This window comes from Gordonia sp. VNK1 (assembly GCF_040049135.1).
In the GTDB taxonomy this organism is placed as follows: Bacteria; Actinomycetota; Actinomycetes; order Mycobacteriales; family Mycobacteriaceae; genus Gordonia; species Gordonia oleivorans.
This window is the reverse complement of sequence record NZ_JBDZDJ010000006.1, coordinates 257,623-284,528: the sequence shown is the minus strand read 5'-3', so window position 1 is coordinate 284,528 and position 26,906 is coordinate 257,623. Positions and strand designations below refer to the sequence as shown.

The 26,906-nt window shown below is 69.0% G+C and carries 17 protein-coding genes; 12 read left to right on the top strand and 5 right to left on the bottom strand.

Going from position 1 to position 26,906, the window contains the following annotated elements:
• Positions 1 to 50 precede the first annotated feature (50 nt).
• Both ABLE94_RS10170 and ABLE94_RS10165 read left to right on the top strand, forming a co-directional pair.
• Complete coding sequence (locus ABLE94_RS10170) at positions 51 to 653, top strand: adenine phosphoribosyltransferase (protein ID WP_348803655.1); 603 nt, start codon at positions 51 to 53, stop codon at positions 651 to 653.
• 171 nt (positions 654 to 824) lie between these two features.
• Positions 825 to 3,335 (top strand): RelA/SpoT family protein, encoded by a 2,511-nt coding sequence (locus tag ABLE94_RS10165; RefSeq protein ID WP_348803656.1) that lies wholly within the window; start codon positions 825 to 827, stop codon positions 3,333 to 3,335.
• Positions 3,336 to 3,450: 115 nt separating this feature from the next.
• On the opposite strand, the gene ABLE94_RS10160 is transcribed toward ABLE94_RS10165, so the two are convergent.
• The gene (locus tag ABLE94_RS10160) at positions 3,451 to 4,395 is read right to left on the bottom strand and encodes a peptidylprolyl isomerase (protein WP_348803927.1); all 945 of its coding nucleotides are present in this window, start codon (positions 4,393 to 4,395) and stop codon (positions 3,451 to 3,453) included.
• Between the two features lie 349 nt (positions 4,396 to 4,744).
• On the opposite strand from ABLE94_RS10160, the gene ABLE94_RS10155 reads away from it, so the two are divergent.
• Both ABLE94_RS10155 and hisS read left to right on the top strand, forming a co-directional pair.
• A complete protein-coding gene (locus tag ABLE94_RS10155; protein ID WP_348803657.1) occupies positions 4,745 to 5,503 on the top strand; it encodes an MBL fold metallo-hydrolase in 759 nt (252 codons plus the stop codon).
• Positions 5,500 to 6,768, top strand: coding sequence for a histidine--tRNA ligase (gene hisS / locus ABLE94_RS10150; protein ID WP_348803659.1), 1,269 nt, complete (start codon positions 5,500 to 5,502; stop codon positions 6,766 to 6,768). Before ABLE94_RS10155 ends, hisS begins: the two co-directional genes overlap by 4 nt.
• A 585-nt stretch (positions 6,769 to 7,353) precedes the next feature.
• Here hisS and ABLE94_RS10145 read toward each other — a convergent pair.
• The 4 genes from ABLE94_RS10145 to ypfJ form a co-directional block, all read right to left on the bottom strand.
• A complete protein-coding gene (locus ABLE94_RS10145) occupies positions 7,354 to 8,175 on the bottom strand; it encodes an alpha/beta hydrolase family protein (RefSeq protein WP_348808681.1) in 822 nt (273 codons plus the stop codon).
• 45 nt (positions 8,176 to 8,220) lie between these two features.
• Positions 8,221 to 8,493, bottom strand: coding sequence for a hypothetical protein (locus tag ABLE94_RS10140; protein WP_348803662.1), 273 nt, complete (start codon positions 8,491 to 8,493; stop codon positions 8,221 to 8,223).
• Between the two features lie 33 nt (positions 8,494 to 8,526).
• Positions 8,527 to 10,119, bottom strand: a complete 1,593-nt coding sequence (locus tag ABLE94_RS10135; RefSeq protein ID WP_348808700.1) for a DUF885 domain-containing protein — start codon at positions 10,117 to 10,119, stop codon at positions 8,527 to 8,529.
• An 89-nt stretch (positions 10,120 to 10,208) separates the two neighbouring features.
• Positions 10,209 to 11,081, bottom strand: coding sequence for a KPN_02809 family neutral zinc metallopeptidase (ypfJ, locus tag ABLE94_RS10130; RefSeq protein WP_348803663.1), 873 nt, complete (start codon positions 11,079 to 11,081; stop codon positions 10,209 to 10,211).
• Between the two features lie 190 nt (positions 11,082 to 11,271).
• Between ypfJ and aspS the strand changes: the two genes are divergently transcribed.
• From aspS to ruvX, 8 genes are all read left to right on the top strand, one after another.
• Positions 11,272 to 13,119: an aspartate--tRNA ligase gene (aspS, locus tag ABLE94_RS10125; RefSeq protein ID WP_348808680.1), complete on the top strand. Its 1,848-nt coding sequence runs from the start codon at positions 11,272 to 11,274 to the stop codon at positions 13,117 to 13,119.
• 122 nt (positions 13,120 to 13,241) lie between these two features.
• Positions 13,242 to 16,709, top strand: a complete 3,468-nt coding sequence (locus ABLE94_RS10120; RefSeq protein WP_348803665.1) for a transglutaminase family protein — start codon at positions 13,242 to 13,244, stop codon at positions 16,707 to 16,709.
• A complete protein-coding gene (locus ABLE94_RS10115) occupies positions 16,706 to 19,516 on the top strand; it encodes a circularly permuted type 2 ATP-grasp protein (RefSeq protein ID WP_348808679.1) in 2,811 nt (936 codons plus the stop codon). Before ABLE94_RS10120 ends, ABLE94_RS10115 begins: the two co-directional genes overlap by 4 nt.
• Entirely contained in the window at positions 19,513 to 20,616 is a 1,104-nt protein-coding gene (locus ABLE94_RS10110; protein ID WP_348803667.1) for a transglutaminase family protein, read from the top strand. Before ABLE94_RS10115 ends, ABLE94_RS10110 begins: the two co-directional genes overlap by 4 nt.
• Positions 20,617 to 20,729: 113 nt before the next feature.
• On the top strand, positions 20,730 to 22,034 hold the full coding sequence (locus ABLE94_RS10105; protein WP_348808678.1) for a hypothetical protein: 1,305 nt from the start codon (positions 20,730 to 20,732) through the stop codon (positions 22,032 to 22,034).
• Positions 22,035 to 22,042: 8 nt separating this feature from the next.
• On the top strand, positions 22,043 to 23,458 hold the full coding sequence (locus tag ABLE94_RS10100; protein WP_348803929.1) for a replication-associated recombination protein A: 1,416 nt from the start codon (positions 22,043 to 22,045) through the stop codon (positions 23,456 to 23,458).
• Between the two features lie 210 nt (positions 23,459 to 23,668).
• A complete protein-coding gene (alaS, locus tag ABLE94_RS10095; protein WP_348803670.1) occupies positions 23,669 to 26,338 on the top strand; it encodes an alanine--tRNA ligase in 2,670 nt (889 codons plus the stop codon).
• Complete coding sequence (gene ruvX, locus ABLE94_RS10090) at positions 26,338 to 26,769, top strand: Holliday junction resolvase RuvX (RefSeq protein ID WP_348803672.1); 432 nt, start codon at positions 26,338 to 26,340, stop codon at positions 26,767 to 26,769. The genes alaS and ruvX overlap by 1 nt, the downstream gene beginning before the upstream one ends.
• The last annotated feature ends 137 nt before the right edge of the window (positions 26,770 to 26,906 follow it).

Genomic DNA, 26,906 nt, shown 5'->3' with positions numbered 1-26,906 from the left:
ACCGCACACCTGGGAACCGCAACGCCGGGGATCGCATGGGGGTGGACCCGATGACCGATGACGTCTCCGACGACGCGGCCCGGCCGATGGTCGACGGTGACATCACCGCCGACGCCCTGCGACGCGCCCGGATCGCCATCACCGAACACGGCCGGATGGTCGCCGACTTCCCGGAACCGGGAATCGACTTCAAGGACCTCACACCGGTGCTCGCCGACCCGGACGGGTTGTCCTCGATCGTCACCGCACTCACGCACGGCTGTGCCACCATCGACCTCGTCGCGGGCATCGATGCCCGCGGGTTTCTGCTCGGCGGCGCGGTCGCACGGGAACTCGGGGTCGGGGTGCTGGCGGTCCGCAAGGGCGGCAAGCTGCCACCACCGGTCCACGGGATCGATTACGACCTCGAATACGGGCGGGCCCGACTCGAGATCCCGGCCAGCGGGATCGACATCACCGGCCTGCGGGTCCTGCTCGTCGACGACGTCCTCGCGACCGGCGGAACCGCCGTGGCGGCGGCCGAACTCCTCGAACGCGCCGGCGCCCGGGTCCTCGCCGTCGCGGTGATCATGGAGCTGAGCGCCCTCGGTGGCCGGCGGCGCATCGCCGACGGTCTCGGCGAGATCCCGGTGCACTGCATCGCCACCGACTGATCCGGACACACCTCCTCGAACGGTCGGTGGGGTCGGGCGGTGGGGTCGGGCGGCGGTGCACATCGGGTTGGGTGCGGCCCGCGGATTAGACTTGACGAATAGTCCGTTGAGTCCGAGATGGTGTCCGCACCGGTCGCCGGTCCGGATTCGTGTCGCTGAATGGAGGGTCGCATGGCCGACGAGCCCAACCCCGGCCCGGTGAATGCCACGGCCACCGAGGACGCGGCACGCTCTCGCGATGACACCGCCGCCGCTGCCCGGCCTCACCCGGCCGCCACGCAGGTGGTCGGAGCCCACGCCGACGGCGGCGCGACCGGCGCGAGCACATCGGATGCGCCCGCGCCCGAGAAGGTCGCACCGACGACACCGTCGGACGGCGCCGACGCCACTGCGCCGGAGACGAGTGCGATCCCGCCGCAGCATTCCTCGGCGTCGCGTCGCGTCCGGGCCCGGCTGGCACGGCGGATGACCGCGACGCGGTCACCGGTGCGCCCGGTGCTGGAGCCGCTGGTGACGCTGCATCGGGAGATCTACCCGAAGGCCGACGTCGCGCTGCTGCAACACGCCTACGACATCGCCGACGAACGCCACAGCGGGCAGACCCGGAAGTCGGGGGATCCCTACATCACCCACCCGCTTGCGGTGGCGACGATCCTGGCCGATCTGGGGATGGACACCACCACGCTGGTGGCCGCCCTGCTGCACGACACCGTCGAGGACACCGGGTACTCCCTCGAGGCGCTGGAGAAGGACTTCGGTGCCGAGGTCGCCCACCTCGTCGACGGCGTGACCAAACTCGACAAGGTCGCGCTCGGCTCTGCGGCCGAGGCCGAGACGATCCGGAAGATGATCATCGCGATGGCCCGCGATCCGCGGGTGCTGGTGATCAAGGTCGCCGACCGGCTGCACAACATGCGCACCATGCGGTTCCTGCCGCCCGAGAAGCAGGCGCGCAAGGCGCGCGAAACGCTGGAAGTCATTGCGCCGCTTGCTCATCGGTTGGGAATGGCGACGGTCAAGTGGGAGCTGGAAGACCTCTCCTTCGCGATCCTGCACCCCAAGCGCTACGAGGAGATCGTGCGGCTCGTCGCCGACCGCGCGCCCTCGCGTGACACCTACCTCGCCCGGGTGCGCGCCGACATCAACAACGCCTTGAGTTCGGCCAAGATCACCGCGACCGTCGAGGGCCGGCCGAAGCACTACTGGTCGATCTACCAGAAGATGATCGTCAAGGGCCGCGACTTCGACGACATCCACGACCTCGTCGGCATGCGGATCCTCTGCGACGAGGTGCGCGACTGCTATGCGGCGGTGGGCGTGGTGCATTCGCTGTGGCAGCCGATGGCCGGACGGTTCAAGGACTACATCGCGCAACCACGGTTCGGCGTCTACCAGTCGCTGCACACCACGGTCATCGGTCCGGAGGGCAAGCCCCTCGAGGTGCAGATCCGGACGCACGACATGCACCGCACCGCGGAGTTCGGGATCGCCGCGCACTGGCGCTACAAGGAGGGCGGCTACAAGGACCGCAAGGGCCGCCGCACCGATGTCGCCGAGGTCGACGACATGGCCTGGATGCGTCAGCTTCTCGACTGGCAGCGGGAGGCCGCCGACCCGGGCGAATTCCTCGAGTCGCTGCGCTACGACCTCGCCGTCAAGGAGATCTTCGTGTTCACCCCCAAGGGGGATGTGATCACGTTGCCGGCCGGCTCCACGCCGGTGGATTTCGCCTACGCCGTGCACACCGAGGTCGGCCACCGATGCATCGGCGCGCGGGTCAACGGTCGTCTCGTCGCACTCGAACGCCAACTCGAGAACGGTGAGGTGGTCGAGGTCTTCACCTCCAAGGCGCCGAACGCCGGACCGAGCAAGGACTGGCAGAACTTCGTGGTGTCCCCGCGGGCCAAGGCCAAGATCCGGCAGTGGTTCGCCAAGGAACGGCGCGAAGAGGCCCTCGAGACCGGCAAGGACGCCATCGCGAAGGAAGTGCGACGGGGTGGACTTCCGTTGCAGCGCTTGATGAGTGCCGATTCGATGGCCGCGGTGGCGCGCGAGTTGCGCTATCAGGACGTCAGCGCCCTGTACACGGCGGTGGGGGAGAATCACGTGTCGGCCCGGCACGTGGTCAACCGGTTGGTGGCCGCGCTCGGCGGGATCGACGCGGCCGCCGACGAGATCGCCGAGTTGACCACCCCGTCGACCATGCCGACCCGATCCCGCCAGGGCGGCGACGCCGGTGTGGTGGTCGAGGGCGTCGACAACGTGCTCATCAAACTCGCCAAATGCTGTACGCCCGTACCGGGCGACACCATCATGGGTTTCGTCACCCGGGGCGGCGGGATCAGCGTCCACCGCACCGACTGCACCAACGCCGCGGCGCTGCAGGGGCAGGCCGAACGGATCATCGACGTGTCCTGGGCGCCGTCGCCCGAGTCGGTGTTCCTGGTGGCCATCCAGGTCGAGGCGCTCGACCGGCATCGGCTGCTGTCCGACGTCACCAAGGTCCTCGCCGACGAGCGGGTGAACATCCTGTCGGCGTCGGTCACCACCAGCCGAGACCGGGTCGCGATCAGCAAGTTCACCTTCGAGATGGGTGACCCCAAGCACCTCGGACATGTGCTGAACGTGGTGCGCAACGTCGAAGGCGTCTACGACGTCTACCGCGTCACCTCGGCGGCCTGACACCGACTGACCGACCCGTCACCGGCCGCTCGCTCGGGCGTCGATCGACGCCGATGGCCCGCCACCTGGGGTGACGGGCCATCGGTTGTCTGTTATCGCGATCGCGAGCGGAGTGTCAGGACACCACCGCGGTCTCCACGGTCACCGGGATCTTCGGCGCGCCGTCGTCGGTCTTGCGTTCGAGTGCCCCGGTCATCTGGTTGGTGCCGATGCCGGGTTCGACGCCGCCGGCGTACACCTTGTCGATGACCTTCATTCCCGCGGCGTCGACGGTGCCGACGACGGCGTAGTTCGGGGGCAGTTGGCCATCCTGGATCAGGACGAAGAACTGCGCGGACCCCCCGGAATTGGCCTCACCCTGTTGGGCCTGACCGCTGTTGGCGATGGCGACGGTACCGCGCGGGTAGGTGACCACCTGCTGCTGCATGGCCGAGGCCTCACCGACCGGTTTCAGATTGGTCGGCGGCTCGTCCGGGCTGGTCCAGCCGGGCGACCCGAGGCCGCTGCCGGTGGGATCACCGCACTGCAGGACCTTGAGGTCGGCCGTCGTCATCCGGTGACACGGGCTGCCGTTGTAGTACCCGTTGTCGGCAAGGGAGATCACCGCGGCGGTGTTGCAGGGCGCGCCGGTCCGGTTGAGGTCGATCGGAATCGCACCCTGGTTGGTGTTCAGGGTGAGGGTGGCGGTCCCGTCCTTGGGCTGGGTCGAGTCCGGTTTCGGCGACGTCTTCTCGTTGCCCTTGCCGGCGTTGACCTTGTCGATCTGCTCCTGATACAGCGCGCGTTGCGCCGGATCGGTGACCTGGGCGGGTGGGCTGGTCGGCACGTCGGCCAGGTTGCTGGCCTTGTCGGTGTAGGTACACGTCGTGTGCGCGGCGTTGAACCGATCGGTCTGGATCTTGTCGACGATGAAATACGTCGCGGTCGCCACCACGGCGATCACCACCGCACCGGAGATGGTCCCGATCATGATCTTGCGCTTGCGCTGTGCCTGCCGTTCCCGCTCCAGGCGCTCCTCGAGCTTGCGTTTGGCGGCCTCGCGTCGCTGCTCATTGGTCAGCGCGCGGCGGGTCGCGGCGTCGGTCGCGGTCGACGTGTCGACGACCGCGGTGTCGTCGGCCGGATCTGATGAGTCTTGGGATTCCGGCTTGCCGGGCTCGTTGTCGCTCGCCACGCTCTGCACGCCCTCCTCGTCCTGGTGCTGCGATCGTGCTGGTGCTGGATTGACCTGGTGCTGCGGTTCTGGAATGTCCGGGCGGCCACCGAACACCCCATGCAGTGTGCCAGTATCACCTGTGAAGTCACTGCACCGGGTCTTTGACACTCCCCGCACGTGACGGTCGTGAGGAGATCGCCGGTTCCGACAGGCCACGCAAACCGCCTGGATCCGATGGGCCACAATGGAGAGCATGCTCATCACCGGCTTCCCTGCAGGGATGTTCCAGACCAACTGCTACATCGTGGCCGCCGGTCCGGGATCCGAGGCCATCATCATCGACCCGGGCCAGGATGCGGCCCCCCGGGTGCGGGAAATCCTGGCCGAACACCAGCTGACTCCGGTGGCGGTGCTGTTGACCCATGGGCACCTCGACCACACCTGGAACGCGACCGAGTTGTGCGACGAGTTCTCCATCCCCGCCTACATTCATCCGGATGATCGACCCATGCTCGCCGACCCGGCGCGGGGCCTCGGGCCCGCACTCGGTCCGATGATCGGTTCGCTGACCTTCCGTGAACCGGAGAAGGTCGTCGATTTCGTCGACGGTGAGGACGTCGAGGTGGCCGGCCTGCGCCTGGCCGTCGACCACGCGCCGGGACACACCGCGGGATCGGTGTTGCTGACCATGGACGTGCCGATTCCCGATGAGCAGTCCGGCGACGGGGCCGACGCCGGGGCCACGGTGCCCGTGTGTTTCTCCGGTGACGTACTGTTTGCCGGGTCCATCGGCCGGACCGACCTGCCCGGCGGCAGTCATCAACAGCTGCTCGAGTCGATCGGTGCGCGGCTGCTGACCCGTTCCGACGACACACAGGTGCTGCCCGGCCACGGCCCGCAGACCTCGGTCGGCCAGGAGCGGCGCACCAACCCGTTCCTCGTCGACGTGGCAGCCGACCCGTCCGCGCGGGCCGCGGACGACACCTCGACGAAGGGATCTCGACGACTGTGAGCGCCGACTTCTCCGCGCCCCGCGGAGTTCCCGACTACTACCCGCCGCGTTCGGCCGACTTCCGTCGTGTCCGCGACACCCTCACCGAGGCCGCGCGCCGCGCCGGTTACGGCCACATCGAGTTGCCGGTCTTCGAGGAGACCGCCTTGTTCGCGCGCGGCGTCGGCGAGTCCACCGACGTCGTGAGCAAGGAGATGTACACCTTCGCCGACCGCGGTGAGCGGTCGGTGACACTGCGGCCCGAGGGCACCGCGGGGGTGATGCGTGCGGTGATCCAGCACGGCCTCGACCGCGGACAACTGCCCGTCAAACTCTGCTACGCCGGACCGTTCTTCCGGTACGAGAAGCCGCAGACCGGTCGTTATCGGCAGTTGCAGCAGGTCGGCGTGGAGGCCATCGGCGTCGACGACCCGGCCCTGGACGCCGAGGTGATCGCGATCGCCGACGAGGGGTACCGGCGGCTCGGGCTGTCCGGCTTCCGCCTGGAGATCACCTCACTCGGCGATGACGAGAGTCGTCCGCGGTATCGGGAGGCGTTGCAGCAGTTCCTCTTCGGGCTCGATCTCGACGAGCCGACCCGCGCCCGCGCGCAGATCAATCCGTTGCGGGTGCTCGACGACAAGCGACCCGAGATCAAGGCGGCCACCGCCGATGCGCCGCTGCTGCTCGATTATCTGAGCGACGACGCGCGCGCCCACTTCGACACCGTGCTCGCGCACCTGAAACGGCTCGGGGTGCCCTACGAGATCAACCCGCGTCTCGTCCGCGGTCTCGACTACTACACGAAGACGACCTTCGAGTTCGTCCACGACGGACTCGGGGCGCAGTCGGGCATCGGCGGCGGTGGACGCTACGACGGACTGATGCGCCAGATCGGCGGCAAGCAGGACCTGTCCGGGATCGGATTCGGTCTCGGCGTCGACCGGACGATGCTCGCGCTGGAGGCCGAGGGCGTCGCCGACGCCGACGCCGCGCGGGTCGAGGTGTTCGGGGTGCCCATGGGTGCGGAGGCGAAGGCCGAATTGGTCTCCGTCGCAGGACAACTGCGGGCCGCCGGGATCAGCGTCGACCTCGCCTACGGCGATCGCGGACTCAAGGGCGCGATGAAGGCCGCCGACCGTTCCGGCGCGCGTCTCGCGCTCGTGCTGGGGGATCGCGAACTGGCCGAGGGGAAGCTGGAGATCAAGAACCTCGGCACCGGTGACCAGCATCAGGTGGAGCTGGCGCGCGTCGTCGACGAGGTGAGTGGGTTGCTGGGTCGCTGATTCCGGGGGCGTCTGTCGAACGGAGTAATCCCGGCGCAGTGTGTGATGTGAATCACATATGGCGGGCATGCTGTAGCGATCGGATTGCAGCGACTCCCGGAGGTTGCCATGACAGGTCACGGCACACGAGGTCATCGACGAAGCGCGATAGTCGGCGGCACCGCAATCCTTGCAGTCGGCGCCCTCGCCGGTGCGTTGTCCGGTTGCGGGCTGCCGGTCATCGGAGTCGGTGGCACGCCCCAGGCCGAGGCGTCGTCGGAAACCACGGAGTCGTCCACCTACGCAACGCCGACCTACACCTCGCCCACTTACACGACACCGTCTCCCACGATTCCGTCTCCCACGACCCCGCCTACGAGTTCATCCTCGCTACTGGGTGCGCCTGTCGGCCTTTGCTATCGCTTCACCTCGGGAGTGGGGCTCTTCCCGACGAGTTGCCATCCCGGCGCCTTTCGGATCATCAGCGACCGTGTTGTCGGTGGTGAAATCGCTTGTCCGCCGGAATATACCCACGTCTACACCACGGATGACTCCTCCGATCCGCATTACCCGACCGCCTGCCTGGTCGAGATCACCTGACTCAGGTCACCGTCGCGCGGTCACCCGATCGAGTGCGCCGACCAGGTGCCGCCACCCCGGCCCGGCCGGATCGGCCCACGACTCGTGGCCGATGCCGTCGACCACCTCGAGTGACACGTTCGAGTCCCCAGATGGCTTCGCTTGTGCCACATACCGTTCGGACAGTTCGACCGGGACATCGACATCGTCGGCGCCGTGCAGGATGTGGACGTCCACAGCCGGTGCGAGGCGGACCGGGTCGGCGACGGCATACACCTCGGGGATCTCTTCGGGAGTGCCGCCGAGGAATTCGGCGACCGCGTCGTCGCCGAGACGGAGTTCGGCGGCACGGGCCAGATCGGCGATCGGCGCGAGCGCGACCACTCCGGTGATGGTCGGATGCTCTGTGCGCCAACGGTTTCCCTCGGGCAGCGAAGCGCGACCGGCCACCCAGAGCGCGAGCTGGCCGCCGGCCGAATGGCCGACCAGGGTCGTCACCCGCGGCGCGTCGTTTCCTATGGTGAATTCCCTTCCGCTGAGCCCGATCTCGTCGATCGCGCCGATCACGTCGTCGAAGGCGTCGGCCCAGCTCCCCGGCCCACGGCGGTATTCGACGGCCGCGGTGAGATGTCCGGCGCCGGAGAGTTCGCGTCCCACCGGCCAGGTGCGGGTGCGGTCGGATTCCCGCCAGAATCCGCCGTGCAGCAGGATCACCAGCGAATCGGTCGGTTCGGCGGGCTCGAAGATGTCGGCGAGCTGGGACCGGGTGGGCCCGTAACGCACCGACGCATCCGGATAATCGGCGTCGGTGGCCGGAATGGATTCGGTGGGGGCGGAATCGGCCGTCATGGGCTCACGGTACTCGGGAGTGCCGGGGCGCCACCGGGGTTCGTCTCAATCGTCCCAACTGGAGAATTGCTCCCCGGACGAGTGCGCCGCGCCACCCCGATAGGCCTCGCGGTAGTGCCGCTCCCACAGCGGCCACGCCATGAACCGGTCACCGGCCGTGGCGCGGTAATCGCGGTAGGCACGCCGCGCGGTCATGGTCACGCTGGTGCGGGCCGCCCACGCCGCACGCTGGGCCCGGCGCCGGGCGGTGTCCCGTTCGACCGGAGTGAGCTTCGGGCCCCGGTCGGAGAAGATCGGCGAGCGGCGCAGCAATCCCATGCGCCCGATCATCGCCGACGACTCGGCGTCGCGCTACGCCGCGTCGGTCATCTCGCCGACCAGCACGTCGAGGCTCACCCCACCCAACGCCAACGCCCGGGTGTGGAAATCCTTGAGCGTCCACTCCGGGTGCGCGGCCAGGGCGGCCTGGCGGGTCTGCTGCCAGACCCGTTGTCCGAGAGCGTAGGACGGTGCCTGACCGGGCCAGCCGAGGTAGCGGTCCAGTTCGAATCGCAGCACCGCGCGATCCATCGCCACCGACGAGGTGAGGAAGGTCCACGCCTTGTCGGCATCCCAGACGCCACCGCCGAGGTGCTCTGGTGCCCGCAGGCCACAGTGCACACCGATGTCGACGACGATGCGTGCGGCCCGAAGTCGTTGCGAATCCAGCATTCCCATCCGGTCACCGAGATCGTCGAGCCACCCGAGCTCGGCCATCAGGCGTTCGGCGTAGAGGGCCCAGCCCTCCCCGTGTCCGGACGTGAACGACGCCAGCTTGCGCCAGGCGTTCAGGTCGTCGTCGACGATGGCCGACCCGAGCTGCAGGTGATGGCCGGGCACCCCCTCGTGGTAGACGGTGGTCTTCTCCTGCCAGGTGTGGAACACCGTCTGGGCCGGCGGCACCGCCCACCACATGCGTCCGGGCCGGGTCAGATCCGCGCTGGGCTGGGTGTAGTAGATGATGCCCGTCGACGACGGGGCCAATCGGCACTCCAGTCGCGTCAGTCGGGTCGGAATGTCGAAGTGGGTCCCGGCCAGGCCGGCCACTGCGTCGTCGGAGGCCTGCTGCATCCAGTCGACGAAGGCCGTCTTGTCGTGGATCTGATACCGCGGATCGGCGTCCAGATGCGCCAGTGCCGCCGCCACGTCACCGCCGTGGCCCAGGGCCGCGGCGATCTCGCGTTGTTCGGCGGTGATCTGTGCCAACTGCGTCAGGCCCCACGCGTACGCCTCGTCCGGATCGACGTCGGCGCCGAGGTAATGCGGCAGGTGCAGGAGATAGCGATCCCGGCCGACCGCATCGGCGTCGGAGGCGCCGGGCGCGATCCGGGTTCGCAGGTGATCGGCGTACGCCGCGAAGGCGGCCCCGGCCCGCTGCGTGGCGCGCTGCAGGTCGGTGGCCAGTGCCGGATCGGCGTCGATCGCGCCCGTCGTGGCCGTGATCGCGGCGGGTGCCGTGTCGGCCTGCTCGGCGGCGAGCAGCACCTGGCGACGGGCGAACGGTGGGCCCGTGGCCAGGCGGTGATCCAGGCCGGCGATCGCGCCCGCCAGGCTGTCCGGGATGGCCGCGAGCCGTGCCACGACATCGGCCCGAGCCGCTTCTGTGGCGGTGGGCATCAGGTCGAAGACGTCGCGGATGGCCTGCAGCGGGGAGGTGATCACGTTGCACACGCCGGTCGACTCGCCCGCATCGGCCAGCGCCAGTTCGCGGCGCAGGGATGCGGTCATCGTGGCGATCGTGACGCGGTCGACGTCGTCGGTGGGGGATGTGGCGGACAGCGCAGCCAAGGTCGCGCGTACCTGATCGGCGCGCGCCGTGACGGCGTCCGGCGAGAAATCGGTCAGCGCGTGATCGTGGCCCGGCAGACCGAATTCGGTGGCCAGGATCGGGTCGGCGGCCGCCATGGCCGTCAGGTGGGCCTCGGCGAGCGCATCGACCGGCGTCGCGGGTCGCGCCCCCGGTGATCCCGGCGTCGGTCCCGGCGTCGTGGCCGTCACAGGTCGTTGGTCGCGAACGTGTCGCACCGCTTGGGGTCACCGCTCTGATAGCCGACGGTGAACCACCGGGCGCGTTGCTGCGCCGACCCGTGGGTCCAGCCCTCCGGGTTGGAGTTCGAACCCTGGATCGTGTCGTCGCCGATCGCCTTGGCGGTCTGGATGACCCCGGCGATCTGATCCTGGGTCAGGTCATTGAGTGCGAAGGGCAGGTTGTCGTCGTCGGCGTGATTGGCCCACACCCCGGCCAGGCAGTCGGCCTGCAGTTCGACACGTACCGAACCCGATCGCGGTCCCTGCGACCCGAGTTGCTGGCCCTTCTGCAGGGCACCGGTCAGGTTCTGCACGTGATGCCCGTACTCGTGGGCGACGACGTATTCCTGGGCGAGGGCACCGTCACTGCCGCCCATCTGTTCCAGCGTCCGGAAGAACGACGGATCGAAATACGCGGTCTGATCGGCGGGGCAGTAGAACGGCCCGGTCGCCGACGTGGCGGCGCCGCACGCGGTGTTCACCGAATCGTTGAAGATGACGGTCTTGGGCGGTGTGTAGCTGCTCATCAGGGTCGGCCAGACCGTGTCGAGGCTGTTCGTGGTGGCCACGATGCGACAGATCTCGTCACCCTGATTGGCCATCTCCACGGTGCACGAGTCGATGTGCTGCTGGATCTCCGACGACGCGGCGGAATTCGTCGACGTGCCGGTGCCTCCGCCGCCCAGGATGTCACCCGGATTCACCCCGAAGAGCAGCGCGACGATCGTGATGATCAGGCCGGCACCGCCTCCGAGCGCGATGCGTCCGCCGCCACCTCCGCCGCCCCCGCCGCCGGAGACGTTCCCGGTGTCGAGGGGACCACTGCCCTGAAAGGTCATGGGGGAAGCGTACCGACGAAACACGGACATCCCGGGGTGTTCGGTCCACTCTGGCGTGGCCTGCCGCCACCCGGTCGGGCCGCGGTACCAACCGGGTGGGCCGACGCCGCGGGCGGCTACGTACGATTGACCCGGGCATTCGTCCCACCGACTTTTCCACCCCAGCTTTTCCACCCCAGGAAGGACTCCAGTGCTTCGCACGCATCAGGCCGGATCTCTGCGCCGCGCAGACGCCACGCAGACCGTCACCGTCGCCGGATGGGTGGCCCGCCGGCGCGACCACGGTGGCGTGGTGTTCATCGATCTGCGTGACAGCAGCGGACTGGTGCAGGTCGTGTTCCGCGACGAGCAGGTCGCCGCGGCCGCGCATCGGTTGCGCGCCGAGTACTGCATCGCGGTGACCGGTGTCGTCGAGGTCCGCCCCGAGGGCAGTGAGAACCCGAATCTGCCGTCCGGGGAGATCGAGATCAACGCGGCGCAGCTGCACGTGCTCAACGAGTCGGCGCCGTTGCCGTTCCAGCTCGATGAGTCGCCCGGGGAGGAGGCGCGGCTGCGCTACCGCTACCTCGACCTGCGTCGGGACCGTCCGGGAGCGGTGCTGAGGCTGCGCTCGAAGGTCAACGCCGCCGCCCGCGGTGTGCTGCTGGCCCGCGACTTCGTCGAGATCGAGACGCCGACACTGACCCGGTCCACTCCCGAGGGCGCGCGCGACTTCCTGGTGCCCGCGCGACTGCAGCCGGGTAACTTCTATGCGCTTCCGCAGAGCCCGCAGTTGTTCAAGCAGCTGCTGATGGTCGCCGGCATGGAACGCTACTTCCAGATCGCCCGCTGCTACCGCGACGAGGACTTCCGGGCCGACCGGCAGCCGGAGTTCACCCAGCTCGACGTCGAGATGAGTTTCGTCGACCAGGATGACGTGATCACCCTCGCCGAGGAGGTTCTGGTGGCGTTGTGGCGCCTCGTCGGCGTCGAACTGTCCACCCCGATCCCGCGGATGACCTACGCCGACGCGATGCGCCGGTACGGCACCGACAAGCCCGACCTGCGATTCGGGATCGAGCTCGTGGAGTGCACCGAGTACTTCGCGCAGACCCCGTTCCGGGTCTTCCAGGCGCCGTACGTGGGTGCGGTCGTCATGCCGGGCGGTGCGGCGCAGCCGCGGCGCACGCTCGACGCCTGGCAGGAGTGGGCCAAGCAGCGTGGCGCCAAGGGCCTGGCCTACGTCCTCATCGGCGAGGACGGCACGCTCGGTGGGCCGGTGGCCAAGAACCTCTCCGACGCCGAACGCGCGGGGCTGGCAGCCCATGTCGGCGCGGCGCCGGGGGACTGCGTGTTCTTCGCGGCCGGACCGGCCAAGGCCCAGCGGGCGCTGCTCGGCGCCGCGCGGGTCGAGATCGCGACCCGTCAGGGCCTGATCCCGGCCCCCGGGGAGGTCATCGATCCCGCGACCGCCGACTGGGCGTTCGTGTGGGTCGTCGACGCCCCGCTGTTCGAGCCGACCGGTGAGGCGACCGCGGCCGGTGACGTCGCGGTCGGATCGGGTGCGTGGACCGCGGTGCACCATGCGTTCACCTCACCCACACCGGAGTCGCTCGAGCATCTGGAGTCCGATCCCGGTGCGGCGCTGGCCTATGCCTACGACATCGTCTGCAACGGCAACGAGATCGGTGGTGGGTCGATCCGTATCCACCGCCGCGACGTGCAGGAACGGGTCTTCGAGATCATGGGCATCGGGCCGGAGGAGGCGCAGGAGAAGTTCGGCTTCCTGCTCGACGCCTTCGCCTTCGGTGCCCCGCCGCACGGGGGCATCGCCTTCGGCTGGGACCGCATCACCGCCCTGCTCGCCGGGGAGTCGTCGATCCGTGAGGTCATCGCCTTCCCCAAGTCCGGTGGTGGCGTGGATCCGTTGACCGAGGCCCCGGCGCCGATCACCGCGCAGCAGCGCAAGGAGTCGGGAATCGATGCCAAGCCGGTGGTCCGCGACGCGCCGGCCGCCGATGCCGCGGTGGCCGACGCACCCGCTTCCGCCGACAGCTGATCGACCTCGCCGGTGACGCCCGTCGCACGGCGGGCACAACCGCAACATCTGTGATGAGATTTGACCCCGTAAGGACTCATCGCCCGAGTTCACCCGGTGACCGATAGAGAGGTGGTCGACCCATGACCATCAAGGTCGCGCTGGAGCATCGCACCAGCTACGCCTTCGACCGACCCGTCAAGATCTTTCCGCATGTGGTCCGGCTCCGCCCGGCCCCACATTCGCGGACCCCGATCGAGGCGTATTCACTCAAGGTCGAGCCGGGTGATCACTTCCTCAACTGGCAGCAGGATGCGTTCAGCAATTACCTTGCGCGCCTTGTCTTCCCGGAGCCCGCCAAATCCCTGTCGATCACGGTCAGTCTGGTTGCCGACCTCACGGCGATCAATCCGTTCGACTTCTTCATCGAGGACTGGGCCGAGCACTACGGCTTCGAGTACCCGGCCGAGCTGAAGGAGGACCTCGAGGTCTACCTGCGGCCCGTCGGGGTCAACGAGGGCGAGTTCGCCGGGGCCCCGGTGCATCCGGACGTGGCCGAGTTCGCGGCGCGGCATCTGCCGACGAAGAAGATCCGCGTCATCGATTTCCTCGTCGGACTCAATCAGGCGGTCCAGCAGGCCGTCGGCTACACCGTGCGTCTGGAGCAGGGTGTGCAGAGTCCGGAGTACACGCTGTCCTCGGCGATCGGGTCGTGCCGTGACTCGGCGTGGCTGCTGGTGGCGTTGCTGCGGGAGCTGGGCCTGGCCGCCCGCTTCGTCTCCGGGTACCTGGTGCAGCTGACCTCCGATGTGAAGTCGCTCGACGGTCCGTCCGGACCCGACGCCGACTTCACCGACCTGCACGCCTGGACCGAGGTCTATCTGCCCGGCGCCGGCTGGGTGGGGATGGACCCGACGTCGGGACTGTTCGCCGGTGAGGGACACATCCCGCTCGCCGCGACGCCCAGCCCGGGCGGGGCCGCGCCGATCACCGGGGCCACCGGCCCGTGCCACGCCACCCTCGACTTCTCCAACACCGTCAGCCGCTACCACGAGGACCCGCGGGTCACGTTGCCCTACACGGCCTCCCAGTGGGAACGGGTCGTCGACCTCGGCGCCGTGGTGGACGCCAAGATGAAGGCGGGTGACGTTCGCCTGACGATGGGCGGCGAACCGACCTTCGTCAGCATCGACAATCAGAGCGATCCGGAATGGACCACCGCCGCCGACGGTCCACACAAACGTCAACTGGCCTCCGAGCTGGCCGGCCGCCTGCAGAAGGACTACGCGCCGCAGGGACTCGTGCAACGCAGCCAGGGCAAGTGGTATCCGGGTGAACCGCTCCCGCGCTGGCAGATCGCGCTGATGTGGCGAGAAGACGGCAAGCCGATCTGGACACGTCCGGAACTGCTCGCCGACCCGTGGTCGAGCCGCAGCGCCGCCGACGAGTCCATCGCCACCGAGATCGCCGGACCGGCACCCACCGCCGAGGGTGCGGCGGCCGCCGAGAAGTTGCTGCTGTCGTTCGCCGGTGCGCTGGGCCTGCCCGAGTCGCAGGTCATGCCGGCCTTCGAGGATCCGCTCGTGCGGATGCGTGAACTGGCCGCGCTGCCGCCCGGCGATCCGGGTATGGACCCGACCACGCCGACCGCCCGAGCCTTCGCGCGCGCCGAGGCCGCCGTGGAGATCGACGATCCCGACACCGACATCGAACCGCCCGCCGACTCCACCGAAGCGCGTCGAGACCTGCTGCAACGCCTCGACGCCGCCGTGGTCGACCCGACCGCCTACGTGTTGCCGCTGAGCCGGTCCGAGGACGAGACCGCGTGGAACAGTGCGCGCTGGACCACCCGACGCGGTCGGCTGGTGCTGACCGCGGGCACCTCGCCGGCGGGTCTGCGGCTGCCGTTGAACTCACTGTCGTGGGGACCTGCGCCGACGATGTTCGTCGCCGACCCGTCGGCACCGCACGAGGCGCTGCCCGACGATCCCGCGGAGACGTTGGGCTACCAGGTCATCGACATGCACCCGGCCGCCTTCGTCCCGCGGTCGGCGGTCGTCGCCGAGAAGCGCGGCGACACGATGTTCGTGTTCCTGCCGCCGACGGCCACCCTCGAGGAGTATCTGGCGATCGTCGGGATGATCGAGGAGGCCGCCGCGGCCACCTCGACCGCGGTGGTGATCGAGGGATACGGACCGCCCGCGGATCCGCGTCTGACCACCCTGACCGTCACCCCCGATCCGGGTGTCATCGAGGTCAACATCCAGCCGACGACGAGCTTCGCCGACCAGTCGGAGTTGTTGGCGTCGTTGTACGAGCACGCCCGTCACACCCGGCTGGGGACCGAGACCTTCGACCTCGACGGCAGTCACGGCGGCACCGGTGGTGGTAACCACATCACCCTGGGCGGGCCCACCCCGGCCGACTCGCCGCTGCTGCGCCGCCCCGACCTGCTGGTGTCGATGCTGACCTACTGGCAGCGGCATCCCGCGCTGTCCTACCTGTTCAGCGGCAAGTTCGTGGGAACCACGTCGCAGGCGCCGCGTGCCGACGAGGGGCGCGAATCGGCGCTGTACGAACTCGAGATCGCGTTCGCCGAGATCGACCGGCTGTCGGAGAAGGCACCCGCCGGTGAGAGCGCGGACGCGCCGCCGAACCCATGGGTCACCGACCGAGCCCTGCGGCATCTGCTCACCGACATCACCGGCAACACCCACCGCGCCGAGTTCTGCATCGACAAGCTCTACAGCCCCGACTCGCCACGCGGCCGCCTCGGCCTGCTGGAACTGCGCGGCTTCGAGATGCCGCCGCATCACCGCATGGCGATGGTCCAGTCGTTGCTGGTGCGTTCGCTGGTGTCGTGGTTCTGGGAGCACCCCTACCGGGCACGTCTCATCCGCCACGGCGGTGACCTGCACGGCAAGTACCTGCTGCCGCACTACATCATCTCCGACATCGCACTGGTGGCCGAGGAACTGCGCGAGGCGGGGTATCCGTTCGACACCTCGTGGCTCGACCCGTTCACCGAGTTCCGGTTCCCACGGTTGGGCACCGTGCAGATCCGTGACCAGGAGGTCGAGCTGCGCGGCGCGATCGAGCCGTGGAACACCCTCGGTGAGGAATCCACCGGGACCGGCACGGCCCGCTACGTCGACTCCTCGATCGAACGCGTCCAGGTCCGCGTCACCGGCGGTGACGACGATCGGTATGTGCTGACCTGCAACGGGCATCCGGTACCGCTGCGCGGCACCGGCCGCACCGGCGAACGTGTCGCCGGCATCCGGTTCCGGGCATGGCAGCCGCCGAGCTCCCTGCATCCGACGATCACCATCGACACCCCGCTGACGTTCGACCTCGTCGACACCGTCAACGGGCGCTCGGTCGGCGGCGCGACGTATCACGTCGTCCACCCGGGTGGACGCGCCTACGATCGGCCGCCGGTCAACGCGGTGGAGGCCGAGTCGCGGCGCAACGGCCGCTTCGAGGCCTCCGGGCACACCAGCGGAGATCTCGACGTCGGGTTGTTGCGGGAGCGTCAGGCCCGGCAGGCCGTCGACGCCGGGGTCCCGGCGGTACTCGATCTACGCCGGGCACGTACAGTTCTCCGGTGACTGTTTCTGCGGGTGGTCGGCTACCCGCGGTGTTCGACCGGTATCGCTCCGACGGATTTGCGCTGTTCGATCTCGACCAGCTCGGTGAGGGCGCGGTCGCCGCTGCCGCCGACAGGGATCTTGGTGCCGCCGACACGGATTCCGGCGCCGCCGGAACGGGCCACTACGACGAGATGCTCGACGCCACCGGCGCGGTGCGTCCGGCGTGGGACGAGCTGGTCTCCGGTTACGGCATGCGCGGCGATGCGCGGCTGGCCGCCGCCGCCGCGCGGCTGGCATCGGCGACGAGTGACGAGGGTGTCGTCTACAACGCCTTCGACGGGTCGACGACCCTCGCCCGGCCGTGGCAGGTCGATCCGGTGCCGCTCATCGTCGACGGCGTCGAGTGGGCCTCGCTGGAGAAGGCGATCACGCAGCGCTCGATGCTGCTCGACCTGATCCTGCGTGACCTCTACCGCGACCAGAAGCTCATCACCTCGGGCCTGGTGCCGCCGGCGATGGTGTTCGGTCATCCCGGCTACATCCGTAAGGCCGCGCGACTGCAGGTCCCGGGTCCGCATGCACTGTTCCTGCACGCGGTCGACCTGTGTCGGATGCCGGACGGCAGCTTCGTCACCTATGCCGACCGCACCCAGGCGCCGTCGGGTATCGGGTTCGCGATCGTCGACCGGCGGCTGGTGTCGCGGACCTTCCCGCAACTGTTCCAGTCGTGCGCGCCGCGACCGATGACGACGTTCGCCGGAACCCTGCGCCTGGCCCTGTTCGACTACGCGCCGCGCGGCGTCGACGATCCGACGGTGGCCGTGCTGAGTCCGGGCAGCATGTCCGAAACGGCGTTCGACCAGGCCTATCTCGCCTCGACGCTCGGCGTGCCGCTGGTCGAGGGTGCCGACCTCACCGTCCGCGACGGCGCGGTGTACATGCGGTCGCTGGGCAAGTTCAAACGCGTCGACGTGCTGCTGCGGCGCCTCGACGCCGCCTACGCCGACCCGCTCGACCTGCGCACCGATTCGCGGTTGGGTGTGGCCGGGCTGGTGGAGGCCATCTCGCGTGGCACCGTCACCGTCGTCAACACCCTGGGCAGCGGGGTGTGTGAGAACCCGGCATTGCACACGGTGCTCGACCGCATCGCCCCGGTCCTCCTCGACGAGGAACTCGCCCTGCCGTCGGTGCCGACGTTGTGGGCCGGCGACGACCTGCAGCGCACGAAGGTCCTCGCCGACCTCGACCACCTCGTGCTGACCAACACCCGCACCGGTGACGAGCTGATCGGCCCGCTCCTCGACAGGGCCGAACGCGAGGAGTTGGCCGACCGCATCGGCGTGCGCGGCATCGACTGGGTGGCGCGCACCATCGAGCACTACTCGGTGGCACCGACGATGACCCAGGGTGTGTTCCCCGGACGTGCCGGGGGAGTGCTCCGCGCGGCGCCGGTGTCGGTCCGCGCGTTCAGCGTCGCGCAGGGCCCCACCTATGCGGTGATGCCGGGTGGACTGGGATCGGTGCTCGCCGACGGTGTCGGCGGTGCGGCGTTGCAGACGGTCGCGGCCAAGGACGTGTGGGTGACCAGCACGGAGGTCGGCGGGCACGTGTCGCGCCGCTCCGAAACCCGCGGGGAACCGGCCGAAGAGGTCATCACGATCCGTCCGGAGCGCGTGTCGGTCTCCGACTATCAGGAGGTCGCGGCGGGCGCGAGCCCACGCGTGCTCGCCGACATGTTCTGGTTCGGTCGTTACGGCGAGCGGACCGAACTGGTGACCCGGCTGGCCAAGGTGGCCCGCGAGCGCTACCAGGACTTCCAGTACCGGCCGTGGATGAACGGCACCTCGGCCGTGCCGCTGCTGCTGCATGCGGTGGCCACGGTGACCGGCACCGCCGAGCACCTGCACACCGCGGATCTGCTGGTCGAGGACGTCAACCGGCATCCGTCGCCGGCACAGGTCAACGAGGCCATCGTGCGGATCACCGATCTGACCATCGACCGGTGGGTACCCGGCACCGTCGCGTACGCCGTCGAACGTCTGGTCGCGACCGCACGCGCCGTCCGCGATCAGATGTCGACCAGCACGTGGATGGTGCTGACGCCGATGGAGCGGGCCATGGAGACCCTGACGCGGCAGGTCGGGCGCGCCCACGAGATCGACGCCGCCACCGGTGCGCGCACCGACGGGATCTTCGGTGACGCCGCGCTGGATCTCGGACCCGATCTGGCCCGCACCCACGAGGACATCCTGCACGGCGTGCTCGGGTTGTCGGGGTTGCAGGCGGAGTCGATGGTGCACGACGCCGCGTGGTTGCTGATGGACGTCGGGCGCCGGATCGAACGCATCATCACCCTCGCGGACCTGACCGCCACACTGTTCGCATCCCCGCACGAGACGTCGGTGGAGCAGGCGCTGCTCGAATCTTTCCTGATCGCCAACGAATCGGCGGTCATCTACCGGCGCCGCAGCCGCGGTCTGTACCAGCTGCTGCCGGTCGTACAGTTGCTGCTGTTCGACGAGACCAATCCGCGGGCGATGATCTATCAGCTCGACCGGCTGCGGTCCGATCTGACCGGGCTGCCCGAGGAACTGCGGTCGGCGGTGGCCGAACGCATCGTCGAGGAGATGACGGCCGAACTGCGGCGCATCGATCCCGCCGACCTGGGGGCACTGGGCGACGACGGGCATCGCGGTGACCTCGTCGAACTGTTGACCACCCTGCGAGAAGGATCCTCTGAACTGTCGGATACGTTGACGCGCACCCGATTTGCGCCGCCGCTGCCCGCCCAGCCGATCTGGGGTGTCGGAGGTGGTGACACGTGAGCGCACCCGAGGCGACCTCGACCGTGCCGACCACTCGCCGGTACCGGGTGATCCACCGGACCTGTTACACCTACGACGCCGAGGTGTCCTCCTCATATGGCCGGTGCTATCTGACCCCGCGCGAGCTGCCGCATCAGCGGGTCCTCGACACCGACGTCACGATCGATCCGGACCCCGACGACCGGTCCTCGGGACTCGACGCGTACGGCAACACCGACACCTACTTCCATGTGCACGCCGATCACCTGGCGCTGGTGGTGACCGGGGCGTCGGTGGTCGAGGTCGACCCGATCGACTCGGGTCTGCTGGTCAGTCCGGCCGTACGGGCGCCGTGGGAGGAGGCCCGTCCGGTGGCCGCCGGTGCGGGCCTGGCCGCCGAGTTCACCCTCGATCTCGACCCGCCGGAGATCACCGACGCGGTCCGCGACTACGCCAGTGAGGTGTTCACCCCGGGGCGGCCGCTGATCGATGCGGTCGTCGACCTGACCTCGAGGATCTTCCGCGATTTCACCTACAAGTCCGGCGCCACGGCGATCAGCACGCGGGTCGACACCGTGATGTCGCGTCGCGAAGGGGTCTGCCAGGACTTCGCGCGGGTCGCGATCGCCTGCCTCCGGTCGGTGGGGCTGGCCGCCCGCTACGAATCCGGATACCTGGCCACCGATCCGCCGCCCGGCCGGGAACGCACCTTCGGCGCCGATGCGAGCCATGCCTGGGCCGCGGTGTGGCTGCCCGGTGACCGCTGGCTGGCGTTCGATCCGACCAACGACAAACTCGTCGACGAGCGTCATGTGACGGTGGCGTGGGGCCGTGACTACGACGATGTGCCGCCGTTGCGTGGGGTGATCTACACCGATGCGACGCGCAGCGAGATCGACGTCTCCGTCGACGTCAGTCCCCTCGAGGAGGGCGTCGACCCTGCCGCGGGGTTGGCCGCCGCAAAATCCGCAGCCGAGAAATCCGCAGCCGAGAAATCCGCAGCCGAGAAATCCGGCGCGGAATCGTCGGCCGGTAATTCGTCGGCCGACGATCCCGCCGCGGTGGGTCGCTCCGCACCGCAGGTGTCGCCTCAGCGGTCCCCCGATGAGGGGATCGGCTGAGGTCAGCGGCCATCCCGCCGGCCATCTCGGCGCTGCGCGGGGTCATCTGAACGATCACGAAACGAATGCGGCACTGACGTCTGTCGGTGTCTTTGGGTAGCGTGGAAGGCGCCATGACGGTCATCACAGAAAGCCGCATCACCAGTGTGGTGCGTGCAGCAGAGGCCCTGTTGTCGCATCGAGCCGGTTCGCCGGTGGTGCTCGCCGAACCGGAGGATCTCGGTGGAAGTGGGCGCACCATCGTGGTGCGCGTACGAGTCGCCCAGAATCCGCTGTCGATGGATCGCACCCTCGTCATCAAGGCCCTGCCGCAACACGAGGATCCGCACGCGTTCCACCGCGAGATCGCGTCCTACAAGTACGCCACCGCGCTGCCCACCGAGTCCCGGCCGGGCCCGCAGCTGATCGCATCGGATCCGGATGTACGACTGATGGTGCTGTCCGACCTCGGACGAGGCAATGCCATGACCGATCTGCTCGCCGGGACCGATGTGGTCGAGACCTCCCGGGCGATCAGCGCGTGGGGTCAGGCGCTCGGCCGTATGCACGCGGCCACCGTCGGTGGCGAAGGAGACTTCGCGGCGCTGGTCCGGCGCGGACCGGCCGGCACCCAGGGCGGTGACCTGCTGCGTGAGGAGGCACTGCGCGCGTCACGGGTGGCCCGTGCCCGGGCTGCCGATCTCGGCGTCGAGATGGGGTGCAGCGTCGTCCGCGCGCTCGACACCGCCTGCCGGCTCTTCGACGAGGGCGATCACCGCGCCTTCAGCCCGTCGGATGTGGGCCCGGAGAACATCCTGCTCAACGAGGCGGGCGTGCAGTTCATGGATTACGAGTGGGGTGGCTTCCGGGACGCCAGCCTCGACATCGCCTACGCGTTGGTCACCTTCGCCGCGCAACTGGGCCCGCAGGCCCTCGATCGGCACGGTGACCTGGAGATCGCCATGGTCGATGCGTGGCGTTCGGAGGTCCACGGCATCTGGCCGGCGCTGCGTCGGGACGGCGACCTGCAACGCACCCTGGTGATCGCACGGCTGCTCTGGGTGTGGTTGTCGACGATCTGGATGCTGCCCGACGACGACGCCGACATCGGGGGTGCCGCGCACCTGCCCGTCGGCCACGGGGACGAGGATCTCGCTGCCCACGGTGTCGACCTGCGCGACCTCGACGGCACCGCCGTCGACGGTGTGAGGATCGACGGACTGGGGATCGGCGACCTCGATCTGGACACCGTCGACATCGACGCCGACGAGGCGGTCGGCTCGCACTACGCCCACGACTGGGCCCTGCACACCAACGATCCCCGGGTGATCGTCGCGCGGTGGTCGGATCTGGCAACCGCGGCGGCGCCCGTCGATCCGGAGATCGCCGACTTCGCGACCGCGATGGGTGTGGCGTTGCACCGGGTGTGGCTCTCCTGACCCTCGCGATGGACGGATTGTTCGACCCACCGGAGGTTCCCGGGATGCCCACCAGCGGTGACACCGGGGCCGGTGTCGTCGGATCGCCGACGACGGGGCCGCTGGCCGTGCGGATGCGGCCGCGCACCCTCGACGAGATCGTCGGGCAGGCGCATCTGCTCGGTACCGGGTCGCCGTTGCGGCGCCTGATCAGCGGATCCGGTGCGGCATCGGTGCTGCTCTACGGACCGCCGGGAACCGGCAAGACCACCATGGCGTCGTTGATCTCGACGGCCGCCGGCGGTCGCTTCGAGGCGTTGTCGGCGCTGTCGGCCGGGGTCAAGGAGGTGCGTGCGGTCATCGAGGTCGCCCGTCGCCGACTCGTCGACGGCGAGCAGACCGTCCTGTTCATCGACGAAGTCCACCGTTTCTCCAAGACCCAGCAGGACGCACTGCTGCACGCGGTGGAGAACCGCATCGTGCTGCTGGTGGCGGCCACCACCGAGAATCCCTCCTTCTCGGTCGTGTCGCCGCTCTTGTCCCGATCGCTGGTGCTGCGACTGCGATCGCTCACCGACGACGACATCCGCGAGGTGCTGCGGCGCGCCGTCGCCGACGACCGCGGGCTCGGCGGCCGGGTCGCGGTCACCGACGCCGCCTACGACCATCTCGTCGCCGTCGCCGGCGGGGATGCGCGTCGCGCACTGACGGCGTTGGAGGCGGCCGCCGACACGGTGCTCTCCGACACGGACCCGGACCGGGACGGCGCGGACGGGGATGACGCCGTGCCGCCGGTCGATCTCGCCGACGTCGAGGCGGCCATCGACAAGGCCGCCGTGCGCTATGACCGGGACGGCGACCAGCACTACGACGTCACCTCCGCGTTCATCAAGTCGATCCGCGGGTCCGATGTCGATGCCGCGCTGCACTATCTGGCCCGGATGATCAGCGCGGGCGAGGACCCGCGGTTCATCGCACGCCGGCTGATGATCCACGCCAGCGAGGACATCGGCATGGCCGATCCGACCGCACTGCAGACGGCCGTGGCCGCCGCACAGGTGGTCGCGCTGGTCGGCATGCCCGAGGCCAAACTGGCCCTCACCCAGGCCACCATCCATCTCGCGACCGCCCCGAAGTCGGCGGGGGTGGTGACCGCGATCGGCGCCGCGCTCGCCGACGTCGAGGCCGGAAAGGCCGGCGCGGTACCCGCTCATCTGCGTGACAGTCACTACGCCGGCGCGAAGACGCTGGGCAGCGGGGTCGGCTACCGGTATCCCCATGACGACCCCGATGGTGTTGTGCCGCAACAGTATCCACCCGATGATCTGGTGGGCGTCGACTATTACCAGCCCACCGACCACGGTTTCGAACGTGAGATCGGGCCGCGGGTCACCAAACTGAGATCCATCATCCGGCGGGTGACCTCACGCTCGCGGTCACGCTGACGGCGCTCTCTCACTCGTTGACAGCGCTCTTCGTCCATTGACAGCGCTCGGTTGCTCGTTGACAGCGTCCTCCCACTGTCCGCCGCTCATGAGCCGGGTGTGACGGGCGTGGCGAGGCGTATCCCGGCGCCGGTGAGATCACCGATGAGTACTCGACGGTAGGCTGGTAAGTCGCAGATAGCCCAACCACTTCCCGAGGACGACACCGCAGTGCAGACGCATGACATCCGGAAGCGATTCCTGGATCACTTCATCTCCGCCGGGCACACCGAGGTGCCCAGCGCCTCGCTCATCCTCGACGACCCGAACCTGTTGTTCGTCAACGCGGGCATGGTGCCGTTCAAGCCGTACTTCCTCGGCGAGCAGACACCGCCGTTCGATCGCGCGACCAGCGTGCAGAAGTGCGTCCGCACCCTCGACATCGACGAGGTCGGCATCACCACCCGCCACAACACGTTCTTCCAGATGGCCGGCAACTTCTCCTTCGGCGACTATTTCAAGCGCGAGGCCATCAACTTCGCGTGGACGCTGCTGACCAACAGCGTCGACGACGGCGGATACGGCATCCCGGCCGAAAAGCTGTGGCCCACGGTCTATCTCGACGACGACGAGGCCGAGTCCATCTGGCGCGAAGAGATCGGGGTGCCCGCCGAACGCATCCAGCGGCGCGGCCTGAAGGACAATTACTGGTCGATGGGTGTGCCCGGGCCGTGCGGTCCGTGTTCGGAGATCTTCTACGACCGCGGCCCCGACTACGGCGTCGAGGGCGGCCCGGAGGCCGACGAGGACCGATACATCGAGATCTGGAATCTCGTGTTCATGCAGAACGTCCGCGGCCCCGGCGGCGGCAAGGAGGACTACGAGATCCTCGGGCCGCTGCCCAAGAAGAACATCGACACCGGCATGGGTATCGAACGTGTCGCATGCCTGCTGCAGGGCGTCGACAACGTCTACGAAACCGATCTGCTCAAGCCGATCATCGACCTCGCCGCCGAGGTCACCGGACGCGCCTACGGCGCCGGCCATCACGACGATGACGTGAAATTCCGCGTCATCGCCGACCACACCCGCACCTCGGCGATGCTCATCGGCGACGGCGTGCTGCCCGGCAACGACGGCCGCGGCTACGTGCTGCGCCGACTCCTGCGCCGCGTGGTCCGCTCGGCGCGTCTGCTCGGCGCACAGGGACCGACGATCGGAGCGTTCGTCGGCATGGCGATCGACCTGATGGCGCCGTCGTATCCGGAACTCGCCGCGCAGCGGGACCACATCCTCACCGTCGCCGAGGGGGAGGAGAACAGCTTCGCCAAGACCCTCGCCGCCGGCACCAAGCTGTTCGCCGACGCGGCCGCCGCCACCAAGAAGGCCGACAAAACGGTCCTGTCCGGCAACGACGCCTTCACCCTGCACGACACCTACGGCTTCCCCATCGACCTGACCCTGGAGATGGCCGCGGAGGCCGGGCTGAAGGTCGACGAGACCGGCTTCACCGAACTCATGGCCGAACAGAAGGCCCGCGCCAAGGCCGATGCGACGGCCCGCAAGACCGGGCACGCCGACGCTGGGGTGTACCGCGAATTCCTCGACCGCGGTCCCACCGAGTTCACCGGCTATGACGAGCTGGTGTCGGAGGCCCGCGTTCTCGGACTCGTCGCCGACGGGGTGCGGGTACGCAACGCCACCGCGGGGCAGGAACTCACCGTGATCCTCGACCGCACGCCGCTGTACGCGGAGTCCGGCGGTCAGATGGCCGACACCGGTGCCATCACCACCAGCACCGGCGCCCGCCTGCGGGTGCGCGATGTCCAGCGTGCGGGTAAGACCGTGTGGTTGCACAGTGTGGTCGTCGAGGCCGGCGAGATCGTCGAGGGCGACGAGGTGATCGCGGCGGTCGACCAGGCGTGGCGGCACGGCGCGACCCAGGGACACTCCGGAACGCACATGGTGCATGCCGCGCTGCGGCAGGTCCTCGGTCCGAGCGCCACGCAGGCCGGCTCGCTCAATCGCCCCGGATACCTGCGTTTCGACTTCCATTCCGGCTCGGCACTGACCGAGGCGCAGCGCACCGAGATCGAGGAGATCAGCAACGCCGCCGTCGAGGCCAACTATCCGGTGAACACCTTCGAGACCGGGTTGACCGAGGCCAAGGCGATGGGGGCGCTCGCCCTGTTCGGCGAGAACTACGGCGACGAGGTCCGCGTCGTCGAGATCGGCGGGCCGTTCTCGATGGAACTGTGCGGTGGCACCCACGTCGCATCGTCGGCGCAGATCGGGCCGGTGACGGTGATCGGTGAATCCTCGGTCGGATCGGGTGTCCGACGCGTCGAGGCCTACGTCGGGATGGACTCGTTCCGATACCTGTCCAAGGAACGCGCCCTGCTCGCCGGGCTGGCGTCGTCGTTGAAGGTGCCCTCCGAGGAGGTGCCCGGACGCGTCGAGTCCCTCGTCACGAAGCTGCGCGACGCCGAGAAGCAGGTGGAGAAGTTGCGGGCCGACGCGGCACGCGCGGCGGCCTCCGGACTGCTCGACGAGGCGACGACGGTGGGCTCGACACTGCTGGTCAGCGGTACCCTGCCGGGCCTGGACGCGAACGGTCTGCGGTCGGTGGCCACCGATCTGCGGGGCCGGGTCGCCGATCGGGCGGCGGTCGTCGCGCTCTTCTCGACCACCGGGGACGGCGCCGACACCAAGGTGCCGTTCGTCATCGCCACGACCGACGCGGCGCGCTCCGCGGGCACCAAGGCCGGTGACATCGTCAAGGACATCGCCGGACTCGTCGGCGGCCGCGGCGGCGGCAAACCGGATCTCGCGCAGGGATCGGGCACCAATCCCGACGGCGTCGACGCGGCGGTCCGCCGGATTCGCGAGTTGCTCGGCTGATGCCATTGCAGCGGGGACGTCGCCTCGGCATCGATGTGGGTAGTGTGCGCATCGGTGTGGCGGTCTGCGATCCCGACGGCATCCTCGCCACGCCGGTGGAAACCGTGCGTCGCGACACCTCCGGTGGCACCGACATCGCCCGGATCGCCACGCTGGTGGCCGAGTACGAGGCGATCGGCGTGATCATCGGGTTGCCCAAGACATTGCGTAACACCGATGGCGTCGCGGTGACGGCGGCCCGGGAGTTCGGCGACGCCCTGACCAGCGCAATCGCGCCGGTCGAGGTGGAATATGTGGACGAGCGTCTCACTACGGTCACCGCCGCGCAGGCATTGCGCGCCAGCGGCCGTTCGGCAAAGTCTTCGCGCGGGGTCATTGATCAGGCGGCCGCGGTCGCTATTCTGCAGGGATGGCTGGACGCGCGACGATGAGTCCGCGCGCGTTCGGCCGACGTCCATCGATCGGAGAGTCCGATCGTCACGCAGCGGTGGTGCTGCGTGAAGTGCGCACGTGCCGGGGGGCGGTGCGGCGAGCAGCCACACCGTCGAACCGGAACCAGGGAGGGTAT